23 protein-coding genes are annotated in these 22,507 nt (G+C 67.0%); 16 read left to right on the plus strand and 7 right to left on the minus strand.

Going from position 1 to position 22,507, the window contains the following annotated elements:
- Positions 1-23 precede the first annotated feature (23 nt).
- Positions 24-548 carry a mycothiol transferase gene (locus tag A5692_RS25610; RefSeq protein WP_068061765.1) on the plus strand — a complete coding sequence of 175 codons (525 nt, stop codon included), beginning with the start codon at positions 24-26 and terminating at the stop codon, positions 546-548.
- A gap of 18 nt (positions 549-566) precedes the next feature.
- Positions 567-1,427, plus strand: coding sequence for a hypothetical protein (locus tag A5692_RS25615; RefSeq protein WP_068061817.1), 861 nt, complete (start codon positions 567-569; stop codon positions 1,425-1,427).
- On the opposite strand, the gene A5692_RS25620 is transcribed toward A5692_RS25615, so the two are convergent.
- The gene (locus tag A5692_RS25620) at positions 1,424-3,145 is read right to left on the minus strand and encodes a cytochrome c biogenesis protein CcdA (protein ID WP_068061767.1); all 1,722 of its coding nucleotides are present in this window, start codon (positions 3,143-3,145) and stop codon (positions 1,424-1,426) included. The genes A5692_RS25615 and A5692_RS25620 overlap by 4 nt on opposite strands.
- A gap of 84 nt (positions 3,146-3,229) precedes the next feature.
- Here A5692_RS25620 and A5692_RS25625 point away from each other — a divergent pair, with 84 nt between their 5' ends.
- The 3 genes from A5692_RS25625 (at position 3,230) to A5692_RS25635 (ending at position 7,462) form a co-directional block, all read left to right on the plus strand.
- The gene (locus A5692_RS25625) at positions 3,230-3,916 is read left to right on the plus strand and encodes a TetR family transcriptional regulator (protein WP_102419974.1); all 687 of its coding nucleotides are present in this window, start codon (positions 3,230-3,232) and stop codon (positions 3,914-3,916) included.
- Positions 3,917-3,986: 70 nt separating this feature from the next.
- Entirely contained in the window at positions 3,987-4,535 is a 549-nt protein-coding gene (locus A5692_RS25630; RefSeq protein WP_068061770.1) for an MmpS family transport accessory protein, read from the plus strand.
- Entirely contained in the window at positions 4,532-7,462 is a 2,931-nt protein-coding gene (locus tag A5692_RS25635) for an RND family transporter (protein ID WP_068061773.1), read from the plus strand. The genes A5692_RS25630 and A5692_RS25635 overlap by 4 nt, the downstream gene beginning before the upstream one ends.
- A gap of 91 nt (positions 7,463-7,553) precedes the next feature.
- Here A5692_RS25635 and A5692_RS25640 read toward each other — a convergent pair whose 3' ends face one another.
- Genes A5692_RS25640 through A5692_RS25650 form a run of 3 tightly spaced genes read right to left on the minus strand, consistent with a single transcriptional unit; the run spans position 7,554 to position 9,288 of the window.
- Positions 7,554-8,000 (minus strand): DUF5078 domain-containing protein, encoded by a 447-nt coding sequence (locus A5692_RS25640; protein ID WP_068061777.1) that lies wholly within the window; start codon positions 7,998-8,000, stop codon positions 7,554-7,556.
- 51 nt (positions 8,001-8,051) lie between these two features.
- Positions 8,052-8,969 carry a crotonase/enoyl-CoA hydratase family protein gene (locus A5692_RS25645; protein ID WP_068061779.1) on the minus strand — a complete coding sequence of 306 codons (918 nt, stop codon included), beginning with the start codon at positions 8,967-8,969 and terminating at the stop codon, positions 8,052-8,054.
- A gap of 7 nt (positions 8,970-8,976) precedes the next feature.
- The gene (locus A5692_RS25650; protein ID WP_068061782.1) at positions 8,977-9,288 is read right to left on the minus strand and encodes a hypothetical protein; all 312 of its coding nucleotides are present in this window, start codon (positions 9,286-9,288) and stop codon (positions 8,977-8,979) included.
- 121 nt (positions 9,289-9,409) lie between these two features.
- On the opposite strand from A5692_RS25650, the gene A5692_RS25655 reads away from it, so the two are divergent.
- Positions 9,410-9,931 carry a hemerythrin domain-containing protein gene (locus tag A5692_RS25655; protein ID WP_231984460.1) on the plus strand — a complete coding sequence of 174 codons (522 nt, stop codon included), beginning with the start codon at positions 9,410-9,412 and terminating at the stop codon, positions 9,929-9,931.
- Here the strand turns inward: A5692_RS25655 and A5692_RS25660 are convergent.
- Positions 9,876-11,990, minus strand: coding sequence for a prolyl oligopeptidase family protein (locus A5692_RS25660; RefSeq protein WP_068061787.1), 2,115 nt, complete (start codon positions 11,988-11,990; stop codon positions 9,876-9,878). The genes A5692_RS25655 and A5692_RS25660 overlap by 56 nt on opposite strands.
- A gap of 67 nt (positions 11,991-12,057) precedes the next feature.
- Between A5692_RS25660 and A5692_RS25665 the strand changes: the two genes are divergently transcribed.
- The 6 genes from A5692_RS25665 to A5692_RS25690 are packed head-to-tail and all read left to right on the plus strand — an operon-like array spanning position 12,058 to position 16,628.
- Positions 12,058-13,581, plus strand: coding sequence for an aldehyde dehydrogenase family protein (locus A5692_RS25665; protein WP_068061791.1), 1,524 nt, complete (start codon positions 12,058-12,060; stop codon positions 13,579-13,581).
- Complete coding sequence (locus A5692_RS25670) at positions 13,582-14,070, plus strand: DUF779 domain-containing protein (RefSeq protein WP_068061794.1); 489 nt, start codon at positions 13,582-13,584, stop codon at positions 14,068-14,070. It abuts the gene before it with no gap.
- A 10-nt stretch (positions 14,071-14,080) separates the two neighbouring features.
- A complete protein-coding gene (locus A5692_RS25675) occupies positions 14,081-14,359 on the plus strand; it encodes a putative holin (RefSeq protein ID WP_156766282.1) in 279 nt (92 codons plus the stop codon).
- Entirely contained in the window at positions 14,352-14,921 is a 570-nt protein-coding gene (locus A5692_RS25680) for a hypothetical protein (RefSeq protein ID WP_068061797.1), read from the plus strand. The genes A5692_RS25675 and A5692_RS25680 overlap by 8 nt, the downstream gene beginning before the upstream one ends.
- Before the next feature lie 33 nt (positions 14,922-14,954).
- On the plus strand, positions 14,955-16,349 hold the full coding sequence (gene lpdA, locus A5692_RS25685) for a dihydrolipoyl dehydrogenase (protein WP_068061800.1): 1,395 nt from the start codon (positions 14,955-14,957) through the stop codon (positions 16,347-16,349).
- A 6-nt stretch (positions 16,350-16,355) separates the two neighbouring features.
- Positions 16,356-16,628 (plus strand): hypothetical protein, encoded by a 273-nt coding sequence (locus A5692_RS25690; RefSeq protein ID WP_068061802.1) that lies wholly within the window; start codon positions 16,356-16,358, stop codon positions 16,626-16,628.
- 7 nt (positions 16,629-16,635) lie between these two features.
- On the opposite strand, the gene A5692_RS25695 is transcribed toward A5692_RS25690, so the two are convergent.
- A complete protein-coding gene (locus A5692_RS25695; protein WP_068061803.1) occupies positions 16,636-17,196 on the minus strand; it encodes a carboxymuconolactone decarboxylase family protein in 561 nt (186 codons plus the stop codon).
- Positions 17,193-18,617: an acetate metabolism transcriptional regulator RamB gene (ramB, locus tag A5692_RS25700; RefSeq protein WP_068061806.1), complete on the minus strand. Its 1,425-nt coding sequence runs from the start codon at positions 18,615-18,617 to the stop codon at positions 17,193-17,195. Before ramB ends, A5692_RS25695 begins: the two co-directional genes overlap by 4 nt.
- A 164-nt stretch (positions 18,618-18,781) precedes the next feature.
- Here ramB and A5692_RS25705 point away from each other — a divergent pair, with 164 nt between their 5' ends.
- The 4 genes from A5692_RS25705 to A5692_RS28675 form a co-directional block, all read left to right on the plus strand.
- A complete protein-coding gene (locus A5692_RS25705) occupies positions 18,782-19,576 on the plus strand; it encodes an acyl-[acyl-carrier-protein] thioesterase (protein WP_068061822.1) in 795 nt (264 codons plus the stop codon).
- Between the two features lie 268 nt (positions 19,577-19,844).
- Entirely contained in the window at positions 19,845-21,131 is a 1,287-nt protein-coding gene (gene aceA, locus A5692_RS25710) for an isocitrate lyase (protein ID WP_068061808.1), read from the plus strand.
- Positions 21,132-21,413: 282 nt separating this feature from the next.
- On the plus strand, positions 21,414-22,277 hold the full coding sequence (locus A5692_RS25715; RefSeq protein WP_156766283.1) for a 3-hydroxybutyryl-CoA dehydrogenase: 864 nt from the start codon (positions 21,414-21,416) through the stop codon (positions 22,275-22,277).
- Positions 22,278-22,361: 84 nt separating this feature from the next.
- Positions 22,362-22,507 (plus strand): class I SAM-dependent methyltransferase (locus A5692_RS28675; protein WP_197514570.1); only part of this gene is annotated, 146 nt, incomplete at its 3' end.

A 22,507-nucleotide genomic window follows, 5' to 3' on the forward strand; every position in this document is an offset into this window, starting at 1 on the left:
TGCCAGGATCTAATGTCGCTGGTATGGCCAACACCTCCAGCCCCGACTCCGCCGCCCAAGAACTGCTCCGCGATGCCTTCACCCGGTTGATCGAACACGTCGACGGCATCGCCGACGGGTTGACCGACGAGGTCGCCAACTATCGAGTCACCCCGGACGCCAACAGCATCGCCTGGTTGCTCTGGCACAGCGCGCGGGTGCAGGACATCCAGCTGGCCGACGTGGCCGGCGTCGAGCAGGTGTGGTTGCGCGACGGCTGGGTGGACCGGTTCGGGCTGGACCTGCCGCGCAACGACACCGGCTACGGGCACGGCCCGGAGCAGGTCGGCAAGGTCAAGGCGCCCGCTGACCTGCTGTCCGGTTACTACCACGCGGTGCACAAGCTGACCCTCGAGTACGTCGCCGGCGTGACCGCCGCCGAACTTCAGCGGGTGGTCGACACCAACTGGGACCCGCCGGTGACGGCCAGCGCCCGGTTGGTGAGCATCATCGACGACTGCGCCCAACACCTGGGGCAGGCCGCGTTCGTGCGCGGAATCGCCCCCTAGGGCTTGGGTTTTCGCAACGTGCGATTGGTGGCCGCGGTCTTGCGGGCGGTGCTCTGGCTGGCCACGACCGTCGCGCTGGCCGTGGCGATCCCGGCGGCGTGGCTGCAGTGCAACGTCGTCAGCGAGGGCGGCTACGCAGCGCTGGCCCAGCGGGCCGCGGGTGATCCCGCGCTGCAGTCCGCGGCCGCGGACGAGCTGACCAACCGCGCCATGGCGCTCATCGCGGACCGCACCGGGGGACGCCAGCCGGTCGACGCCGCGCAGTTGCACCAGGCCGCCGCCGCGTTCACGGCCGGTCCGGCGTTTCCGGCGCTGTTCGCCGGGGCGAACCGGGCGGCGCACCGCTGGTTGTTCAGCGCCGACGGGGCCGGCGGAGCGTGGGCGATCGACGTGGCGCCGATGCTCGGGGATGCCTCGCTGCAGCGGATACTGAGCAGCCACAACGTGAAAGTGCCTGCGACGCTGAGTGTTCCGTTGACGGCGTCGACGCCGCGGTTGCTGCGGCCGGGGCAGCTCAGCCCACTTGCCACCTGGGGCCCATGGGTCAGCGTCGGCGCGGCGGCCCTGAGCGTGATCTGTGCCGTGCTGACACTGGCCGCCGCGCGCCGCCGCGGCAAGGCGCTCACGAGCCTGGGGGTTTCCGCGCTGCTGGTGGGCGCCGGCGGGTGGGCGGGGATCGAGATCGCCGGCCGCCGCGTCGACGCCGCGCTCAACCACACCACCGGCGACATCCGCCGCATCGCCGAGGTCATGGTCGACCACGCGGAGGCGAGCCTGCACCAGTGGCTCAACCTGGCGCTGCTCACGGGCGTGGCCCTGGCGATCGCCGGCGTGCTCGTCGCCCTGCTGGGCAGTCTGCGCAAGAAGCCCGCCGGCTAGCCGAAGGTGAACGAAAAGACTTGCAGGCCAGGGCTGACCCGCATGTCGAGCTGGTCGCTGCGCGCCTCCTCATCGGCCACGATCCGGTGCAGGGTGGGCGGCCCGCCGATCGGCGTCGTCGTCGTCTTCCCGTCCCGGGTCACCGTGAGGGTGCCCGTGCCGCCGACCACGACGTAGACGTCCTTGGCGGTGTAGTTCAGCCGGATGGTCGCGTCGTCGCTGTCGGCGGTGGCGCCCTGGTCGTCGAGCTTCCACCGGCCGGCCAGCGCGAACCTGTCGTCGGCCAACTGCGGCGGGTAGCCGAATGCGCCCGACTTGTAATCGCCTGCGCCACCGTAGTTTCGGGCCCGGTCGGTCCCGAGGTAGGTCTCGGGCGTGAGCCTGGTGCGCGGCGTGGTGTCCGGCGACTGCGTCGGCGCGGGCAGCCGGGCGTCCGGACGGGCGTCGGCGATCAGCTCGCGGATCAGCTTCTCGGTGCCGTCGTAGTCGCCTTCACCGAACTTGGTGTGCCGGACCGTTCCGTTCGCGTCGATGAGGTATTCGGCCGGCCAGTAAAGGTTTTGGTAGTTGTTCCAGGTGGTGTAGTCGTTGTCCAGCGCGACGGGGTAGGTGATCTGCAGCGCTGCGGCGCCGCTGGCGACGTTGGCGGGCACCCGCTCGAACGCGTATTCGGGGGTGTGCACCCCGATGACGACGAACCCCGCGTCGTGATACCGGTTGTACCAATCGACCACGTGCGGGATGGCCCGCTGGCAGTTGATGCACGAATACGCCCAGAAGTCGATCAGCACCACTTTGCCGCGCACCGCCGCCTCGTCGAGCGGGTTGCCGTCCGGGGTGTTGAGCCACCCCGCGACCCCGCTGACTGCGGGCGCCGGGCCGCACTGCTGCAACTGGGTGGCGCCGTCCATACAGTCGGTCAGCGCGCCGTTGACGCTGACCCCGGCCGGGCTCAGCCGCAAGCCGCTGGCCCCGGGCGGCGTCGCCGTGGCGGGTTTGAGCGTGCGCTGGAGTTGGTTGCCGCCGATCTCGTTCTGCATCGCCGTCGTGTAGTCCGGGATGGCGCGCTGCAGCATCGCGGGCAGGTTGAAGACCAGCGCCACGGCCAGCACCACCATCATGATTCCGCCGGCGACCTGAATCGCGCGCTGGCGGCGGCGGAAGGCGGCGACGCGTTCGGCGACCCGCCGCCCGGCCAGCGCGAACGCCAGCAACGGCAGCGCATTGCCCAGCGCGAACGTCCCGGTCAACACCAACGCGCCGGCCCCGATCGACTGCGTGCCGCCGGCGACCACGATCGCCGCGAGCACCGGGCCCGCGCACGGCACATACAGCGCGCCCAGAGTCAATCCGAGCCCGAAACCGTCTGCGTTGGCGCCGATTTGCCGCTGCGGCAAGTACCCGAACGGCCGCTCGATCAGGTGCTGCAGCGGCGGGAAGATCAACCCGAGGCCGATCAGCACCAACACCACCAGGGCCGCCCACCGGATCGCGTCCTGCGGCAGGTGCAGCGCCGTCAACAGCCCGGAACCGACCAGCGTGGCCAGCGAGAAGCTGCACACCAGGCCGGCGATCACCAGATAGGGCCGCGCCGCGGCACTGAGTCCCCGGGCACTGCCCGCGCCCGATAGCAGAAGGACCGGCAGCACCGGCAGGATGCACGGCGAGATGCCGGTGATGAGGCCGCCGAGGAAGCCGATGAGCGCGATGGTGTGCATACCTACATACACCTTGCCCCGCCCGCGAAGGTTCAAAGTGACCCGGCGCAAATCACGCCCCGTGCGTTATACAAATCACACAATGTGCGTTACGCTCTGGCGGTGGCGCAACTCACCTTCCAGCGCGCCCGCACCGAGGAGAAGAAGCGCCAACGTGCGGAGGCACTCGTGGAAGCCGCGCGCTCGCTGGCGCTCGAGACCGGCGTCGCCTCGGTCACCCTGACCGCCGTCGCCAGCCGGGCCGGCATCCACTACTCCGCGGTCCGCCGCTACTTCAGCTCGCACAAGGAAGTTCTGCTGCACCTGTCGGCAGAGGGGTGGGTGCGCTGGTCGACCACCGTGTCCGAGAAGTTGGCCAAGCCGGGCCCGAAGTCGCCGTCGCGAATCGCCGAGACGCTGGCCGATGCCCTGGCCGACGACCCGCTGTTCTGCGACCTGCTGGCCAACCTGCACCTGCACCTCGAGCACGAGGTGGACGCCGAGAGGGTGGTCGAGGTCAAGCGGATCAGCACGGCCGCCACGCTCTCGCTCGCCGATTCCATCGAGAACGCGCTGCCGGAACTCGGCCGCTCGGGGTCGCTGGACATCCTGCTGGCGGCGTACTCGCTGGCGGCCACGCTATGGCAGGTGGCCAACCCGCCGGAGCGCCTCACCGACGCCTACGCCGAGGAGCCGGAAGTGGTGCCGCCCGAATGGAATCTGGACTTCGCCTCGGCCCTGACCCGCCTGCTGACCGCGACGTGCGTCGGCCTCATCGCGGAGAAGCCATGAACAAGGAGGCCGGGGAGCCATGGCTTGGCGAACTCCAACCGGGCGAAGACGGGAAGGACTTGGACTGCCCATGACGACGACTGAGCCAAGGACCGAGCCGCTGCAGAAGCAGGGCTCCGCCGGCAGGGAGGGGAAAGATGTCGCTCCGCGGCGCGCCAAGAAGCAGGGGCTGTTGGGACGTTTCTGGTTGGTGCTCACGATCGCGGCCGTCGTCGCGGTGTCGGGATTCGTCGTATACCGACTGCACGGCGTCTTCGGCGTTCACAAAGGTTCGTTCGGTGGTGGCACTTCGGGCGAGGTGCTCGACGAGTTCAACGCCAAGACGATCACACTCGAGGTCTGGGGCTCACCGGGCAGCACGGCAACCATCAACTACCTCGACGAGAACTCCCATCCGCAGCAGGCCCTCAATGTGCCCTTGCCCTGGAGCATCGTCTTGAGTTCAACGAAGCCCGGCATCCCGGCAAACCTGGTGGCGCAAGGAGACGGCAGTTGGATCGCCTGCCGATTCGTCGTGAACAACCACGACGGGCACGGTGACGTCATCAAGGCTCCGAATCGCTCGGATTCCAACGAAACCGTGAACCCCTTCGTCTACTGCCTGGACAAGTCCGCATGAGCGAGCCAGGCGAGGCCCCGCCCCGCGTCGATCAGCCGCTGATCCCGCCGTTCCTGCCGCGGATGATCCATCGGCTTGCCCTGCCGATCGTCCTGGTGTGGTTGGCCATCGTGTTCATCACCAACACCGTGTCCCCGCAGCTGGAGGTCGTCGCCAAAACCCACTCGGTGTCGATGAGTCCGACTGACGCGACATCCTTTCAGTCGACGATGCGGGTCGGCTCGACGTTCAAAGAGTTCAACTCCGACAACTCGGCCATGATCTTGCTGGAGGGCGACAAACCACTCGGGGCCGAAGCGCACCGCTACTACGACGAAATCGTCAGGCGTGTCGAGGAAGACAAGAAACACGTTCAGCACGTCCAGGATTTCTGGAGTGATCCGCTGACGGCGGCGGGTTCCCAGAGCCACGACCAAAAGGCCGCGTACGTCCAGGTCTACCTCGCCGGCAACATGGGCGGCGGGCTGGCGAACGAGTCTGCCCTGGCCGTGCGCAAGATCGTGGACTCGGTGCCCGCGCCGCCCGGAATCAAGGCATACGTCACCGGAGCGGGTCCGCTGTTCGCTGATCAGTCCCACGCGGGCGAGAAGGGCGTCATGGTCGTCACCCTTATCACTTTTTTGGTGATCGTGGTGATGCTGCTGTTCGTCTACCGCTCGTTTACCACCATGCTGATCATGCTGGCCATGGTGTTCATCGAGCTGGCAGCGGCCCGCGGTGTCGTCGCGACGCTCGGTAACTACGGCGTCATGGGGCTGTCGACGTTCGCCAACAACATGCTGGTCCTCATGGCGATCGCCGCCGGGACGGATTACGCGATCTTCGTGGTCGGTCGCTATCACGAGGCGCGCGGTCTGGGCGAGACCCGCGAACAAGCGTTCTACACCATGTTCCACAGCACCGCGCATGTCGTGCTGGGATCGGGCCTGACCATCGCGGGCGCGATGTATTGCCTGAGCTTCTGCCGGCTGCCGTACTTCCAGTCGCTAGGGGTGCCGTGCGCGGTCGGCATGCTGGTCGCGGTGTTAGCAGCGTTGACGTTGGCTCCGGCGATGCTGACGGTGGCGTCGTTCTTCAAGCTCCTGGATCCGAAGCGCAAGCTGCAGACCCAGGGCTGGCGTCGCATCGGCACCGCGGTCGTCCGTTGGCCCGCACCGGTTCTCGCGGTGACCATCGGGGTCGCATTGGTAGGTCTGCTCGCCCTGCCCGGTTACAAGACGGACTACGACAACCGCCACTTCCTGCCGGCAGACACCCCGGCCAATGTCGGCTATGCCGCCGCGGACCGGCACTTCGACCAGGCTCGGCTCAATCCCGAGCTGTTGATGATCGAGACCGATCACGACCTGCGCAACCCGGCCGATTTCCTGGTCCTGGACAAGGTTGCCAAGGCGGTCTTCCACATCCCCGGTATCGGCCGGGTCCAGACCATCACCCGGCCGCTGGGCACGCCGCTCGACCACAGCACCCTCGGTTTTCAGATGAGTGCTCAAGCCGCAGGGCGGATCCAGACCCAGCACTATCAGGAAGAGCAGGCGAACAACCTGCTCAAGCAGGCCGACGAGCTGAAGAAGACCATGGCCACCCTGCATGAGCAGATGCAGGTCACCCAGGACCTCAGTAACACGACGCACGAAACCACCAGGCTCACCAAAGAAACCGTGAGGATCACCGAGGCGCTGCGCGACGACATCGCCAACTTCGACGACTTCTTCCGGCCGATTCGCAGCTTCTTCTACTGGGAGAGGCACTGCTACGACATCCCGATCTGCTGGGCGCTACGGTCGGTCTTCAACGCGCTCGACGGCATCGACCAGGTGGCTCAGAACATCGTGGACCTCAGCGCGAATCTGGACAAGTTGGACCAGATCCAGCCGAAGCTGGTGGCGCTGATACCGCCGCAGATCGAGAGTCAGCAGCGCAACCTCGACACGGTCATGTCGAACTACGCGACCACGATGGGTCTTAACGAACAGGCGAAAGCGCAGTCCGACAACGCCACCGCCCAAGGCGATGCCTTCGATAAAGCAAAAAATGACGACACGTTCTACCTTCCGCCGGAGGCGTTCAAGAGCCCGGATTTCGCGCGGGGTCTCAAACAGTTCATCTCGCCGGATGGGCACGCCGTCCGGTTGATCATCTCCCATGAAGGCGACCCGGCGAGTCCCGAAGGCATCAGCCACATCGCACCGATCAAGCAGGCCGTGCACGAGGCGATCAAGGGCACGCCATGGGAGGGCGCCAAGGTCTACCTCGGCGGTACCGCCGCGACGTACAAGGACATGCACGACGGCTCTAACATCGACTTGTTGATCGCCGGAATTGCCGCAGCCACACTGATTTTCATCATCATGCTGGTGATCACCCGAAGCGTCGTGGCGGCCTTTGTGATCGTCGGTACGGTGTTGCTGTCACTAGGCGCCTCGTTCGGACTCTCCGTGCTCCTATGGCAGTACATCCTGGGCATGAAGTTGCACTGGATGGTGCTGGCGATGGCGATCATCCTGCTGCTGGCGGTCGGCTCGGACTACAACCTGCTGTTGATATCGCGGTTCAAGGAGGAAATCCACGCCGGGCTCAAAACGGGGACGATCCGCGCGATGGCCGGTTCGGGCTCGGTGGTGACCTCCGCCGGTCTGGTGTTCGCCGCCACCATGGCCACGTTCGCGTTCAGCCCGCTGATGGTGATGGCCCAGGTGGGTACGACGATCGCGCTGGGTTTGTTGTTCGACACCCTGATCGTGCGGTCGTTCATGACGCCGTCGCTGGCCACCTTGCTCGGGCGCTGGTTCTGGTGGCCCCAGCACGTGCGTCCACGGCCGGCCAGCACAATGCTGCGACCGTACGGACCGCGTCCCGCTGTGCGCGATTTGCTCCTCAAGAACGTCGAGGAGCGCCCGGCGGGCGGATTGGTACAGCCGCGCTGATCGGCCTCAGGACGTGGTGGGAACACGTCGCGGTGACACCGCGAAAAAATCCGCGCGTCCCCCTCGGGGGCGCGCGGATTTTTTGGAGGCCTTAGGCCCAGTTCCACACCGACATGTCGCCGGGCGGGTACTGGCTGCACACGTCGGTGGCCTTGGCGACGACGCCCTTGTTGTTGAAGAAGAGCTTCATGTGGTTGGGCCAGGCGTACCACAGCGGGTCGTTGTTGTAGAAGTTCTCGGAGTAGGTGCGGCGGTCCTCCGGCGACAAGGAGTAGAACCAGTGCACCTTGTCGATCGTCGCCTGCTGGACGTTCGGGTGGTTGTTGAAGTCGATCATGTACCGCTGGTAGTACACCGGACTGGTGTCGCGGGTGGCCGCCATGATCTGCTCTGCGTCGCAGGTGGTGTTGATCATCCGGCGCGGGATCGGAAAGTCTTCCGTGGAGTCGGCCATGGCGGTCTTCGGGAAGACGGCGGCAGCGATGCCGAGGGCGAGGAAGGCGGCGCCTGCGCGCAAGCCAGTGTTCAGCCGAGACATAGTTGTTACGGTAACACTTTTTGGGCGACCGCGGACAGTCCCTAGCTCAGCTCAGCATTGGTCGCGATCAGGCACGATGACGTGCGTCGGGTCGGGCCGCAGCTCCGGCGGGGCCTGGCTGTAGTCGCCGAATGGGCCGTCGCGGCGCTCCACCGCCGCCCGCACGCCCTGGGTTTCGGCGGTCTTGATGAAGTCGAGGGCGTCGGGGGTGTTGCGCATCAGGCCGTCGAGGATGCCGCCAAGCGTCTGGGTGGACGCCAATCCCATGTTCTCGTAGGCCTGGTTGACGATCAGCTTCTGCGCCTGCAGTTGGGACAGCGGGATCCGGGCCAGGTCGGCGGCGATCTCGGCGACCCTGGCCTCGAGCCGCTCGAACGGCACCGCCTCGTTGATCAGCTCGATCTCGGCGGCCTGGGCGCCGGTCAGCGGGCGCCCGGTCAGCGAATGCCATTTGGCCTTGGCGAAGCTGAGCCGGTAGAGCCACATCCCGCTCAGGTATGCGCCCCACATCCTGCTGTACGGGGTGCCGATCACCGCATCGTCGCTGGCGATCACCAGGTCCGCGCACAGCGCGTAGTCGCTCGCCCCGCCGACGCACCAGCCGTGCACCTGGGCGATGACGGGCTTGGACGCCCGCCAGATGGCCATGAACTTCTGCGTGGGGCCGGTCTCGCGGGCGGTGACCATCGCGAAGTCCTTGCCGGGATCCCACCGGCCGTCGGTCATCATCGAATCGCCCCAGTGCGCAAAGCCGCCGCCGAAGTCGTAACCGCCGGAGAAGGCCCGGCCGGCGCCACGCAGCACGATGACCTTGACGGCCGGGTCACGCTCCGCCCGGCCGACGGCGGCCTCGATCTCGTCCGGCATCGGCGGCACGATGGTGTTGAGCTGCTCGGGACGGTTCAGCGTGATGGTGGCGACCGGGCCGGCCGTCGTGTACAGCAGCGTCTCGAAGTCGGGTGCGGTCATGGCGTCCTTATGGGTCGGGCTGACGGTTCTCCGGTAATGACGCATAGATCCGGCCGCCTATCTTGAGATACGGCGTCGTCAGGTAGGCCGACAGGACGATCAGGCCGGAGAAGATCAGCGCCACGCAGACGGCATTGGGCCAGATCCTGCCGGTGCCGATCGCGAAACAGACGGTGCCGATGATCGCGGTCGCCCAGTAGAACCGCCGGCCCGCGCGGCGGTGACCGATGAAGCGGTAGCGTGCCTGCGCCGCGGAAACCAGGATGAAGATCAATCCGGTCGCCAGCAGGGTGAGCTCGATGCGTTGGGTCGCTGACACGTTGACGATCTTATGGGGCGCCAAGTAGGGACGTTGGTCCTCTCACTGGTGGGCCGCCGGCCCTGGCCCCTCCTCGTCGCCGACGGGATCCTGGACATCGGGAGGCAAGCGTAGGAAGCGGGTGGGAAGCGACATGTGTGAGTATTGCGGCTGCCAGGCCGTCGCGGCCATCGCCGAATTGACCCGGGAACACGACGAACTGGTGAATCTGATCGGGTGCGCGCGCCGCGCGCAAGCCGCCGGGGATGTGGCGGGACTGGCCGCGGTGGGCCGCCGCATGACGCGCGTGCTCGCCCCGCACACCCGCGTCGAGGAACAGGGCTTGTTCGTGGCGCTGGCCGCGCAATTCCCGGACCACGTGGCCGCTCTCACGGCGGAGCATCGCCACATCGAAGCGGTCCTTGCCGAGTGCGCGCACGGCGCGCCAACCGACCCGACCTGGCCCGCGCGGCTGCTCGAAGCGCTCCGGGTGCTTCGCGACCACATTCTGGCCGAGCAGGATGGCGTCTTCCCGGCAGCGCTGGCCAACCTCGACCCCGAAGACTGGGATGCCATTGATGCCGTCCGCTCGGGGGCGACCGCGGAACTCAGTCCGAGGGAGCGAGCATCCGCCACAGGAACGAATAGGTCAGCGCGGCCTTGAAGGCGACCTGCTGGTTGTCGGCCGCGCCGGCGTGTCCGCCCTCGATGTTCTCGTAGTAATAGACCGGATGTCCCGCGGCCTGTAGCGCCGCCGTCATCTTGCGGGCGTGGCCCGGATGCACCCGGTCGTCGCGGGTGGACGTGGTCATCAGCACCGGCGGGTAGTGGCGCGTAGCCGTAATGTTCTGGTAGGGCGAGTATTCGGAGATGAATGCCCAGTCCTCCGGATTGTCCGGGTCGCCGTATTCGGCCATCCACGAGGCGCCCGCGAGCAGCAGGTGGTAACGCTTCATGTCCAGCAGCGGCACGCTGCAGACCAGCGCGCCGAACCGCTCCGGGTACTGGGTCAGCATGATGCCCATCAGCAGGCCGCCGTTGCTGCCGCCCTGCGCACCGAGCTGGTCGACGGTCGCGATGCCACGGTTCACCAGATCGGTTGCCACGGAGGAGAAGTCCTCGGCCACCTTGTGCCTGCCCTCGCGCATCGCTTGGGTGTGCCAGCCGGGCCCGTACTCCCCGCCGCCGCGGATGTTGGCCAGCACGTAGGTGCCGCCGCGGGCCAGCCACAGCCGGCCGAGCACGCCGCTGTAGGCCGGGGTGTTGGCGGATTCGAACCCGCCGTAGCCGTACAGCATGGTCGGCCCGGGGCCTTCGGCGCCGGCGGGCCGCACCACGAAGTACGGGATCTGCGTGCCGTCGTCGGACGCCACGAAATGCTGTGCCACCTCGATGTTTCCGGCGTCGAAGAAGGCCGGCGCGGACTTGATCTGTTCCAGCGGCCCCTCGCCGGCGCCGCGCAGCAGCCGCGAGGGGGTGACGAAGCCGCTCGAGTCGAGGAAGAACTCGTCACCGGTGTCGTCGGCGCCGACGACGACGGTGTGGGTGGCCTCCGGGATGCCGGGGACCGGCTCGCGCCGCCAGGTGCCCCGTGACGATCGCAAGCGCGGCGAAGCCGGGCGCTGGGGGCACCTCCCGCTTGCGGGGGACGGGTCGTCACGCGTGGGTGGCGTGACGATCTCCACCCGGCTGGCCACGTCGGCGAGGGTGACCAACAGCAGGCGGTCCCGCGTCCACGCGTAGTGATTCAGCGCGGTGTGCTCGTCGGGCTCGAACACCACGCTCAATTCTGCGGTGCCCGAAAGGAATTCGTCGTAGTCGGCCGCCAGCAGGGCGCCCGCGGGGTAGTTCTGTGTGCCGTAGAACCATTCCGTGCGCAGCTCGATCAAGAGCCATTGCCGGTGTATCGACAAGCTGGCGTCGGTGGGCGCGTCGATGCGGATCAGCTCCGGCCCCCGCAGTTCGTAGACCTCTTCGTTCCAGAAGTCGAGGGCCCGCCCCAGCAGGGTGCGCCCGAAACCGGGAGTGCGATCCACCGAGGCGGACACCCGCACGTCGGTGCGGGCGCCCTCGAACACGGTTTCCGCGTCGGCAAGCGGGGTGCCCCGGCGCCACCGCTTGATCACCCGCGGGTAACCCGAGTCGGTGAGCGAGTCGTCGCCAAAATCCGTGCCCACCAGGACGGTGTCGGCGTCCGCCCAGGCGAGCTGCGACTTGGCCTCCGGCAATTGGAATCCATCGGCGACGAATTCACGGTTCTCCATGTCGAATTCGCGCACGATCGAAGCGTCCGAGCCGCCCCTGGACAGCGCGACCAGCGCGCGGGTGAACTCCGGTTCGATGACGCCTGCGCCAGCCCACACCCAATTCTCGTTGTCAGTTCGACCGAGCTCGTCTATGTCGATCAGCACGTCCCACTCGGGGGAATCGCTGCGATAGCTGCCCAGCGTGGTACGCCGCCACAACCCGCGCGGGTTGACGGCGTCGCGCCAGAAGTTGTACAGGTACTCGCCGCGGCGGACCACGTACGGGATACGGGCGTCGGTATCCAGGACCTCTAGCGCCTCGGCGCGCATCCGCTCGAAGTCCGCGTCGCGAAACGTCGCCAACGTCGGTTCGTTACGCGCACGCACCCAATCCAGCGCCTCGTCGCCGGTGACGTCCTCGAGCCACAGGTAGGGGTCTTGGGTGTCGTCGGGGGGAGCGGCGGCTTGTGACGTCATGGAAGCCATTGTGGCCTCCGGCGGTAGTGTGAGGTGTATTACACAGGCGAACGAGGGGTGAGAGCAGATGACTGTTTTCGCACGTCCAGGTTCTGCTGGGGCGTTGATGTCGTACGAATCCCGCTATGACAACTTCATCGGGGGCGAGTGGGTCCCGCCCGCGCAGGGCCGCTACTTCGAGAACCCGACGCCGGTCACCGGCCAGCCGTTCTGCGAGGTGGCCCGCTCCGACGAGGCCGATGTCGACAAGGCGCTCGACGCCGCCCACGGGGCGGCGCCGGCCTGGGGCAAGACCCCACCGGCCGAGCGGGCGGCAATCCTGAACAAGATCGCCGACCGGATCGAGGAGCACAAGGCCGCGCTGGCGGTGGCCGAGGTGTGGGACAACGGCAAACCGATCCGCGAGGCGCTCGGCGCCGACATCACGCTGGCGGTCGACCACTTCCGCTACTTCGCCGGGGCCATCCGCGCGCAGGAGGGTTCGCTGTCCCAGATCGACGAGAACACCGTCGCCTACCACTTCCACGAGCCGCTCGGCGTGGTCGGGCAGATCATCCCGTGGAACTTCCCCATCCTGATGGCCACCTGGAAGCTGGCGCCCGCGCTGGCGGCGGGCAACGCGGTGGTGCTCAAACCCGCCGAGCAGACGCCGGTCTCGGTGCTCTACCTGATGTCGCTGATCGGCGACCTGTTGCCCCCCGGCGTCGTCAACGTCGTCAACGGGTTCGGCGCCGAGGCGGGCAAGCCGCTGGCGTCGAGCAACCGGATCGCCAAGATCGCGTTCACCGGGGAGACCACCACCGGGCGACTGATCATGCAGTACGCGTCGCAGAACCTGATCCCGGTCACCCTCGAACTCGGGGGCAAGAGCCCCAACGTCTTCTTCTCCGACGTGATGGCCAAGGCGGACGACTTCCAGGACAAGGCGCTCGAGGGCTTCACCATGTTCGCCCTCAACCAGGGCGAGGTGTGCACGTGCCCGTCGCGCAGCCTGATCCAGTCCGACATCTACGACGAGTTCCTCGAGCTGGCCGCGATCCGGACCAAGGCGGTGCGCCAAGGTGATCCGCTGGACACCGAGACCATGCTGGGCTCGCAAGCATCCAACGATCAGCTGGAAAAGGTGTTGTCCTACATCGAGATCGGCAAGAACGAAGGCGCGAAGGTCCTTTGCGGCGGGGAGCGCGCCGAGCTGGGCGGCGATCTGTCCGGCGGCTACTACATGCAGCCGACCATCTTCGCCGGCAACAACAAGATGCGGATCTTCCAGGAGGAGATCTTTGGCCCGGTGGTCGCGGTGACGTCGTTCGCCGACTACGACGACGCCATCTCGATCGCCAACGACACCCTCTACGGGCTGGGCGCGGGGGTGTGGAGCCGCGACGGCAACACCGCCTACCGGGCCGGGCGTGACATCCAGGCCGGCCGGGTGTGGGTGAACTGCTATCACGCCTATCCCGCGCACGCCGCGTTCGGCGGCTACAAGCAGTCCGGCATCGGCCGGGAGAACCACAAGATGATGCTCGACCACTACCAGCAGACCAAGAACCTGATGGTGTCTTACTCCCAGAAGGCGCAGGGATTCTTCTAGATGGAGACCGGGCCCCCGCCGGGAGTCGTGATCACCGCCGGCGCCGCCGAAGTGCTGGTGCGCCTGGAGGACCGCCACGGTCCCGTGATGTTCCATCAGTCCGGCGGCTGCTGCGACGGCTCGTCGCCGATGTGCTTCCCGCGCGAGGACTTCCTGGTCGGTGATCGCGACGTGCTGCTGGGCGTGCTCGACGTCGGAGACGGGGTGCCGGTCTGGATCTCGGGTCCGCAGTACGAGACCTGGAAGCACACGCAGCTGATCATCGACGTTGTTCCCGGCCGGGGCGGCGGGTTCAGCCTGGAGGCGCCCGAGGGGGTGCGGTTCCTGTCCCGCGGCCGCGTCTTCAACGACGACGAACAGGCCGAGCTGCGGCGGGCGCCGGTCATCACCGGCACCGATTACGAACGCGGCGTACGCCCTTCCGCGCGCGGCGAGGTGGTGGCGGACGTGGCATTCCGAACACGCCCTCCGGCCCGGCGACCCCAGTAATGTCGAAATCGTGATCCCCCTCCCGCGTCCGCGGTCACTGGCCGCGGCCATGCTGATCGGCGCCGCGGTCGGGTTGCTGGCCGGGGTGGGATTCGCCGTGGCCGCCCATCCGGGCGTCCGCCCGGCCTTCGCCCTGGCATCGGTGGTCGGGATTCCCAGCGCGGGGGGGCTGGTGACGATCCTGTTCTCCGGACGCCGCTGGGTGACGATGCTGGGCGCGTTCGTCCTGGCCCTGGCGCCCGGCTGGTTCGGTGTGCTCGTCGCCCTGCAGGTGACCGCTCGTGGCTGACGACGAAACCCCGTCGAGCCCCGGCACCCAATCGTGGGTGCCGGACTTCTCCGATTCCGACGAGGACACGGGGACGCAGTCGTGGGTGCCGGACTTCTCGGACTCGAACGAAGACGGCGGTGAGGAGCCCTCCGAGGCGAAGGGCGAGCCCGAGACGCCCGCGCCGGCCGCCGACGAGGAGGATTCCGGCGCCGACTCCGCTGTCACGCCGGTGCAACCGGTCACCGTTCCCGGGCGCTACCTCTACCTCAAGTGGTGGAAGCTGCTGTTGGTCGTCCTCGGTGTGTGGTCCGTGGCGGCCGTGGTCGGGTTCGGCCTGTTCTATTGGTGGTACCACTCGGCCGACGTGACCCCGGCGCTGTTCGTCATCCTGGTCTACGTGGTGGCCTGCGCGGTCGCCGGCGTGTTGCTGGCGATGGTCGAGGGCAGGCCGCTGGTCGCCGCGCTGTCGCTGGCGGTGATGTCGGGGCCGTTCGCGTCCCTGGCCGCCGCGGCGCCGCTGGACGGGTACTACCACTGCGCCCGGGTGGGTCACTGTCTCGTCGGCCTCATTCCGTATTAACGCGCGACCCGGGCGGCCACTAGGGTAGGGGCCGTGACCCATTTTGACGTCGTCGTCCTCGGGGCTGGTCCCGGCGGATATGTCGCAGCCATCCGCGCCGCACAGCTCGGCCTGAACACTGGAATCATCGAGCCGAAGTACTGGGGCGGAGTGTGCCTCAACGTCGGCTGCATCCCCTCCAAGGCGTTGCTGCGTAACGCCGAGCTGGTGCATATCTTCACCAAGGAGGCCAAGACTTTCGGGATCGGCGGCGACGCGACGTTCGACTACGGCGCCGCCTTCGATCGCAGCCGCAAGGTGGCCGAGGGCCGGGTGGCGGGCGTGCACTTCCTGATGAAGAAGAACAAGATCACCGAGATCCACGGCTACGGCCGGTTCACCGACGCCAACACGGTGTCCGTCGACCTCAACGACGGTGGTACCGAGACGGTGACGTTCGACAACGCCATCATCGCCACCGGCAGCAGCACCCGGTTGGTCCCCGGAACGTCGCTGTCGGCCAACGTGGTCACCTACGAAGAGCAGATCCTGTCCCGCGAGCTGCCCGAGTCGATCGTCATCGCCGGCGCCGGCGCGATCGGCATGGAGTTCGGCTACGTCATGAAGAACTACGGCGTTGACGTGACCATCGTGGAGTTTCTGCCGCGCGCGCTGCCCAACGAGGACGCCGACGTCTCCAAGGAGATCGAGAAGCAGTTCAAGAAGCTGGGCATCAAGATCCTCACCGGCACCAAGGTCGAGTCCATAAATGACAGCGGCACCGAGGTCACCGTCGCCGTCAGCAAGGACGGCAACACGGAGGAGATCAAGGCCGCGAAAGTGTTGCAGGCCATCGGTTTCGCGCCCAACGTGGAGGGTTACGGCCTGGAGAAGACCGGGGTCGCGCTGACCGACCGCAAGGCCATCGGCATCAACGACTACATGATCACCAGCGTCCCGCACATCTACGCCATCGGCGACGTCACCGGAAAGCTGATGCTGGCCCACGTGGCCGAGGCCATGGGCGTGGTGGCGGCCGAAACCATCGCCGGCGCAGAGACTTTGGCGCTCGGCGACTACCGGATGCTGCCGCGGGCGACGTTCTGCCAGCCCCAAGTGGCCAGCTTCGGGCTGACCGAACAGCAGGCCCGCGACGAAGGCTACGACGTCGTGGTGACCAAATTCCCGTTCACCGCCAACGGCAAGGCCCACGGCCTGGGCGACACGACCGGCTTCGTCAAGCTGGTCGCCGACGCCAAGCACCTCGAGCTGCTGGGCGGACACCTGATCGGCCCCGACGTGTCCGAGCTGCTGCCCGAGCTGACGCTGGCGCAGAAGTGGGACCTGACCGCCACGGAACTGGCGCGCAACGTGCACACCCACCCGACCCTGTCCGAGGCGATGCAGGAGTGCTTCCACGGCCTGGTCGGCCACATGATCAACTTCTGAGGCCGCGTGCGCAGCGACGTCGTTGTGGGGGCCGTCGGCGGGCTGGCCGCGGGCTATGTCCTGTGGCTGGCCGCATTTTCGATCGCCGACGACAACGCGGCGGTAGGCAGGTGGGCGCCCACGGTGCTGCTCCTCTCGCTTGCCCTGGCCGTCTGCGCCACGACGTGGGCGTCGCTGCTGCGCCGGCGCCGCAAGTATGCCTGGTCGGGGTTCGGGTTCGCGCTGTCCGTGCCGCCGCTGTTGCTGACGCTGGCCGTGTTCGCCAACGTCTACCTCTGACCGCGGGCTAGCGCGGGTTGTCCAGCGGGATGTCCAGCGCCGCCATCGTGGCGGCCAGCCCGTCGTATTGGCTTGCCAGCAAACAGAATTCGATCAGCTGACGCCGGTCGAGGTGCTCGGCGAGCTGCTGCCAGGTGGCGTCGGTGACGGTGCGGTCCTTGATGAACTCGTCCGTCGCCGCCAGCAGCGCCTGCTGCCGCACGGTCAGACGCGCTTCGACCCGGTCCAGCCGCTCGGGCCACGCGAAGATCGCGGCCTGCAGATCCGCGTTCAGGCCCTGCTTGGCGGCCATCCGGCGATGATGCTGCAGCTCGTATTCGCAGGCGCGCACATGCGCGACCCGCAGGATCACCAGCTCGGTGTCGACCGCCGGCAGCCGGCCGCGCAGGACGCGGCCGCTGTAGATGCTCCACGCCAGGAACAGCAACCGGTGCTGGCCCAGCGTGGTGAACAGGTGCATCTCGGGTGCCCGGACCGTGCGCGCGGCCAGCTTCGCCAGCACCCAGTTGACCGGGCCCAGTTCGCGGAACCGTCCCGACGGGATGCGGCCCTCTTGCGGCCCGGTCACGGTTGCTTCACCAGGTACGGGGAGACGGTGCTGCGGTGCTCGTCGAGATCCAGCGCGCGCCCCAGGGCCGGGAACGCCCGCTGCGGGCAGTTGTCACGTTCGCAGACCCGGCAGCCCGCGCCGATCGGTGTGGCCACTGTTCCTGAATCCCCCGAGACGTCGAGTCCTTCCGAGTAGACCAGCCGGTGCGCGTGGCGAAGCTCGCAGCCCAGCCCGATCGCGAAGGTTTTACCCGGCTGACCATACCGGGCGGCGCGGCGCTCCACCGTGCGGGCCACCCACATGTAGTTGCGGCCGTCGGGCATCTGGGCGATCTGGACCAGGATCTTGCCCGGGTTGGCGAACGTCTCGTACACGTTCCACAGCGGGCAGGTGCCGCCGCTGGAGGAGAAGTGAAAACCGGTGGCGGACTGGCGCTTTGACATGTTGCCGGCCCGGTCCACCCGGACGAACGAGAACGGCACCCCGCGCATCGACGGCCGTTGCATCGTCGAAAGCCGGTGCGCGATGGTCTCGTAGCTCACCGAATAGAACGAGGACAACCGCTCCACGTCGTAGCGGAAATTCTCCGACACGTCGTGGAATTGGCGATAGGGCAGCACCGCGGCCGCGGCGAAGTAGTTGGCCAGCCCGAGCCGGGCCAGCGTGTGCGACTCCTCGCTGGTGAATTTGCCCTCCTCGACCAGCGCGTCGATCAGGTCGCCGTATTCGAGGTAGGCCAATTCGGCGGCCATCTTGAAGACCTGCTGCCCCAGCGACAGGTGGTTGCTGATCTCCAGCGTCTTGGTTGCGCGGTCATACCGGTGCAGCACCGTGTCGCCGAGATCGATGCGCCTGTTGATGTGCACCCCGTGCACCTCGGTCAGCCGGCGATTGAGCTCGCGGGCCAGGTCGCCGTGGTGCAGCCGCATCTGGATCGTCAGGTCCTCGGCGGCCGTGTCCAGCTCGTGCAGGTAGTTCTGGCGTTGGTAGAAGTAGTCGCGCACCTCTTCGTGCGGCATGGTGATCGAACCGGTGCCGCTGCCGTCGGAGTACCGCTCCTCGGTGGCCGCGGCCAGTTGCGCCGTGGTGATCCGGTAGCGCCGGTGCAGGTTGACCACCGCCCGGGCCAGGGTGGGGTGCGCGCTGACCATCTCGGCCACCTCGGTCGGGTCGACGTCGATGTCCAGGTCGCGGTCCATGGTGACCTCGCGCAGCTCGGCGACCAGCCGGGTGTCGTCCTGGGGCGCGAAGAAGGTCGCGTCCACGCCGAACACCTCGGTGATCCGCAGCAGCACCGCCACCGTCAGGGGGCGGACGTCGTGCTCGATCTGGTTGAGGTAGCTCGGCGAGATCTCCAGCATCTGCGCCAGGGCGGCCTGCGAGAACCCGCGCTCGCTGCGCAGCTGGCGGACCCGGGAGCCCACGAACGTCTTGGACACCTCACCCAGGGTACCGGCGCTGCTAAGCGGAAGTTGGCAGAGTTCGCACTAGCCGCGATCGCGTCGCGATTGGTTTTTGGCCCAGGTCGTTGGCATGATTCGCAACGGAGGCCCCGGGGCGCTGAGCGCGGGGCGCGCACAAGGAGGAAATGGGGAGCGGAGCCGTGAGCCTGGACAAAGAACTCATGCCGGTGCCCGACGGTCACCCCGACGTGTTCGATCGCGAGTGGCCGCTGCGGGTGGCCGACATCGACCGCACGGGCCGGCTGCGGCTGGATGCGGCCGCGCGGCACATCCAGGACATCGGCCAGGACCAGCTGCGGGAGATGGGTTTCGAGGAGACGCACCCGCTGTGGATCGTCCGGCGCACCATGGTCGACCTGCTCCGCCCGATCGAGTTCCAGGACATGCTGCGGTGCCGGCGGTGGTGTTCGGGCACCTCCAACCGGTGGTGTGAGATGCGGGTCCGCGTCGACGGACGCAAGGGCGGGCTGATCGAGTCCGAGGCGTTCTGGATCAACATCAACCGGGAGACCCAGATGCCGTCGCGCATCTCCGACGACTTCCTGGCGGGACTGCACAAGACGACGTCGGTCGACCGGCTGCGGTGGAAGGGCTACCTCAAGCCCGGCAGCCGCGACGACGCGGTGGAGATCCACGAATTTCCCGTGCGGGTCACCGACATCGACCTGTTCGACCACATGAACAACTCGGTGTACTGGAGCGTCGTCGAGGACTACCTGGCGTCTCACCTGGCCCTGATGGCGCGGCCGCTGCGCATCACGATCGAGCACGAGGCGCCCGTGGCGCTCGGCGACAAACTGGAGATCATCTCGCACCTCCATCCCGCCGGATCGACCGAACAGTTCGGTCCCGGGCTCGTCGATCGGCCTGTTACAACGCTCACATACGCGGTCGGCGAAGAGACCAAAGCCGTCGCTGCGCTGTTCAACCTCTAACCGGACAAGCGTCCCGTTAATTCACCGGCTGACCTGCGGATTCTGGTTACCGGCCAGTAGATTCTGAAACGGTTCAGTTGCCGTTCATCTTTGCAAGATTTGCTAATTGGCGTCGAGTCGTTGCCGAAATTGGCAAATGAAATGGGTGGAAATGCATGGTCAGGCTGTGCCATCTTCGAGTTAGCACACCAGCGAAGTTGAGCCGCTAGCTACCGCCGGTGAAGCGTTCATCAACCTCAGCAGTGAAGATCGTTAAGGAGCATGCGCAATGTCTGCCGTTGGCACCCCCAAGAGCGCCGAAGAGATCCAGAAGGACTGGGACACCAACCCGCGTTGGAAAGGTGTCACCCGCACCTACAGCGCCGAGGACGTCGTCGCCCTGCAGGGCAGCGTGGTCGAGGAGAACACCCTGGCCCGCCGCGGCGCCGAGGTGCTCTGGAACCAGTTGCACGAACTCGAGTTCGTCAACGCGCTGGGCGCGCTGACCGGCAACATGGCCGTCCAGCAGGTCCGCGCCGGCCTCAAGGCCATCTACCTGTCGGGCTGGCAGGTCGCCGGTGACGCCAACCTGTCGGGCCACACCTACCCCGACCAGAGCCTGTACCCCGCCAACTCGGTGCCGCAGGTCGTTCGCCGGATCAACAACGCGCTGCTGCGCGCCGACCAGATCGCCAAGGTCGAGGGCGACACCTCGGTCGAAAACTGGCTGGCCCCGATTGTCGCCGACGGCGAGGCCGGCTTCGGTGGCGCTCTCAATGTGTACGAACTCCAGAAGGCGATGATCGCCGCCGGCGTCGCGGGGTCGCACTGGGAAGACCAGCTCGCTTCGGAGAAGAAGTGCGGCCACCTCGGTGGCAAGGTCCTGATCCCGACTCAGCAGCACATCCGCACCCTGACCTCGGCGCGTCTGGCCGCCGACGTCTCCGACGTGCCGACGGTCGTGATCGCCCGTACCGACGCGGAGGCGGCGACACTGATCACGTCCGACGTCGACGAGCGCGACCAGCCGTTCATCACCGGTGAGCGGACCAAGGAGGGCTTCTACCGGGTCAAGAACGGGCTCGAGCCCTGCATCGCCCGGGCGAAGGCCTACGCGCCGTACTCCGACCTGATCTGGATGGAGACCGGCACCCCGGACCTGGAGCTCGCGGCCAAGTTCGCCGAGGGCGTCAAGGCCGAGTTCCCCGACCAGATGCTGGCCTACAACTGCTCGCCGTCGTTCAACTGGAAGAAGCACCTGGACGACGCGACCATCGCGAAGTTCCAGAAAGAGCTCGGCGCAATGGGATTCAAGTTCCAGTTCATCACGCTGGCCGGCTTCCACGCGCTGAACTACTCGATGTTCGATCTGGCCTACGGCTACGCCCGCAACCAGATGAGCGCCTACGTCGAGCTGCAGGAGCGCGAGTTCGACGCCGAGGAGCGCGGCTACACCGCGACGAAGCACCAGCGCGAGGTCGGTGCGGGTTACTTCGACCGCATCGCCACCACGGTCGACCCCACCTCGTCGACCACGGCGCTGACCGGCTCCACCGAAGAGGGTCAGTTTCACTGAGGACGAGCGGGCCTGGCCCGCGAGGACGAAGTGAAACCGAGAGGCTTGAGTCACTGAGGACGAGCGGGCCTGGCCCGCGAGGACGAAGTGAAACCGAAAGGCCTTGAGTCACTGAGGCCCCGAGTCACTGAGGGGTGCTGAGCAGGCGCGGGATCGGTCTCCTGCGGCCCAGTTGACGCGATTCCGCGCCTGTTCGGCGATGAAGTAGCGTAGGCCCCGCCCAGCCAAACCTGGGCGGGGCCTATTGCGGTGCAAGACGATACGACGCCGAAAGAGATGACAGTGAGCGACGCAGCGATTGAGCGGGTAGGGGTTGTCGGGGCAGGCCAGATGGGATCCGGCATCGCCGAGGTCTCGGTGCGCGCCGGTGTCGACGTGACGGTGTTCGAGACCACCGACGCCCTGATCACGGCCGGACGCAACCGCATCGTGAAGTCCCTGGAGCGCGGCGTCAGCGCGGGCAAGGTCACCGAGCGCGAGCGCGATCGCGCGCTGAGCAAGCTCACCTTCACCACCGACCTGAAGGACCTCGCCGACCGCCAACTGGTCATCGAGGCGATCATCGAGGACGAGGCCGTCAAGGCGGACATCTTCGCCGAACTCGACCGCGCCATCAGCGACCCCCACGCCGTCCTGGCGTCCAACACCTCCAGCATTCCGATCATGAAGATCGCCGCGGCCACCAAGAACCCGCAACGGGTGCTGGGCCTGCACTTCTTCAACCCCGTGCCGGTGCTGCCGCTGGTCGAGTTGGTCAGCACGCTGGTCACCGACGAGGCCGCCGCCGCGCGCACCGAGGAATTCGCGAGCGCCGTCCTCGGCAAGCAGGTGGTGCGCTGCTCGGACCGGTCCGGCTTTGTGGTCAACGCGCTGCTGGTTCCCTACCTGCTGTCGGCGATTCGGATGGTGGAGGCCGGTTTCGCCACCATCGAGGACGTCGACAAGGCCGTCGTCGCCGGGCTGTCGCACCCGATGGGCCCGCTGCGGCTGTCCGACCTGGTGGGCCTGGACACCCTGAAGCTGATCGCGGACAAGATGTTCGAGGAATTCAAGGAACCGCAATACGGCCCGCCGCCGCTGTTGCTGCGCATGGTGGAGGCGGGCCGGCTGGGCAAGAAAGCCGGCCAGGGCTTCTACACCTACTGACAGCCCCAGGCCCTTGCGGGCGAACGCCCCGCCCGTCCGTTATCATTCTCGCGTTCAACAGTGAGCCAAAAGGATGGAGCGGGCATGACGACGTTGGAGCCATTTTACGAGGAATCGCAGTCGATCTACGACGTCTCGGATGAATTCTTCGCGTTGTTTCTAGACCCGACGATGGCCTACACGTGCGCATATTTCGCGCATGAAGATATGAGCCTCGAAGATGCCCAAAT

The organism is Mycobacterium sp. E342 (genome assembly GCF_001667665.1).
GTDB lineage: Bacteria > Actinomycetota > Actinomycetes > Mycobacteriales > Mycobacteriaceae > Mycobacterium.

Excerpts from the sequence above, each read along its gene's own strand:
- A5692_RS25610 (WP_068061765.1), top strand. The coding sequence starts at position 24 with ATGGCCAACACCTCCAGCCCCGACTCCGCCGCCCAAGAACTGCTCCGC.
- A5692_RS25620 (WP_068061767.1), bottom strand. The coding sequence starts at position 3,145 with ATGCACACCATCGCGCTCATCGGCTTCCTCGGCGGCCTCATCACCGGC.
- A5692_RS25630 (WP_068061770.1), top strand. The coding sequence starts at position 3,987 with ATGACGACGACTGAGCCAAGGACCGAGCCGCTGCAGAAGCAGGGCTCC.
- A5692_RS25635 (WP_068061773.1), top strand. The coding sequence starts at position 4,532 with ATGAGCGAGCCAGGCGAGGCCCCGCCCCGCGTCGATCAGCCGCTGATC.
- A5692_RS25640 (WP_068061777.1), bottom strand. The coding sequence starts at position 8,000 with ATGTCTCGGCTGAACACTGGCTTGCGCGCAGGCGCCGCCTTCCTCGCC.
- A5692_RS25645 (WP_068061779.1), bottom strand. The coding sequence starts at position 8,969 with ATGACCGCACCCGACTTCGAGACGCTGCTGTACACGACGGCCGGCCCG.
- A5692_RS25660 (WP_068061787.1), bottom strand. The coding sequence starts at position 11,990 with ATGACGTCACAAGCCGCCGCTCCCCCCGACGACACCCAAGACCCCTAC.
- A5692_RS25665 (WP_068061791.1), top strand. The coding sequence starts at position 12,058 with ATGACTGTTTTCGCACGTCCAGGTTCTGCTGGGGCGTTGATGTCGTAC.
- A5692_RS25670 (WP_068061794.1), top strand. The coding sequence starts at position 13,582 with ATGGAGACCGGGCCCCCGCCGGGAGTCGTGATCACCGCCGGCGCCGCC.
- aceA (WP_068061808.1), top strand. The coding sequence starts at position 19,845 with ATGTCTGCCGTTGGCACCCCCAAGAGCGCCGAAGAGATCCAGAAGGAC.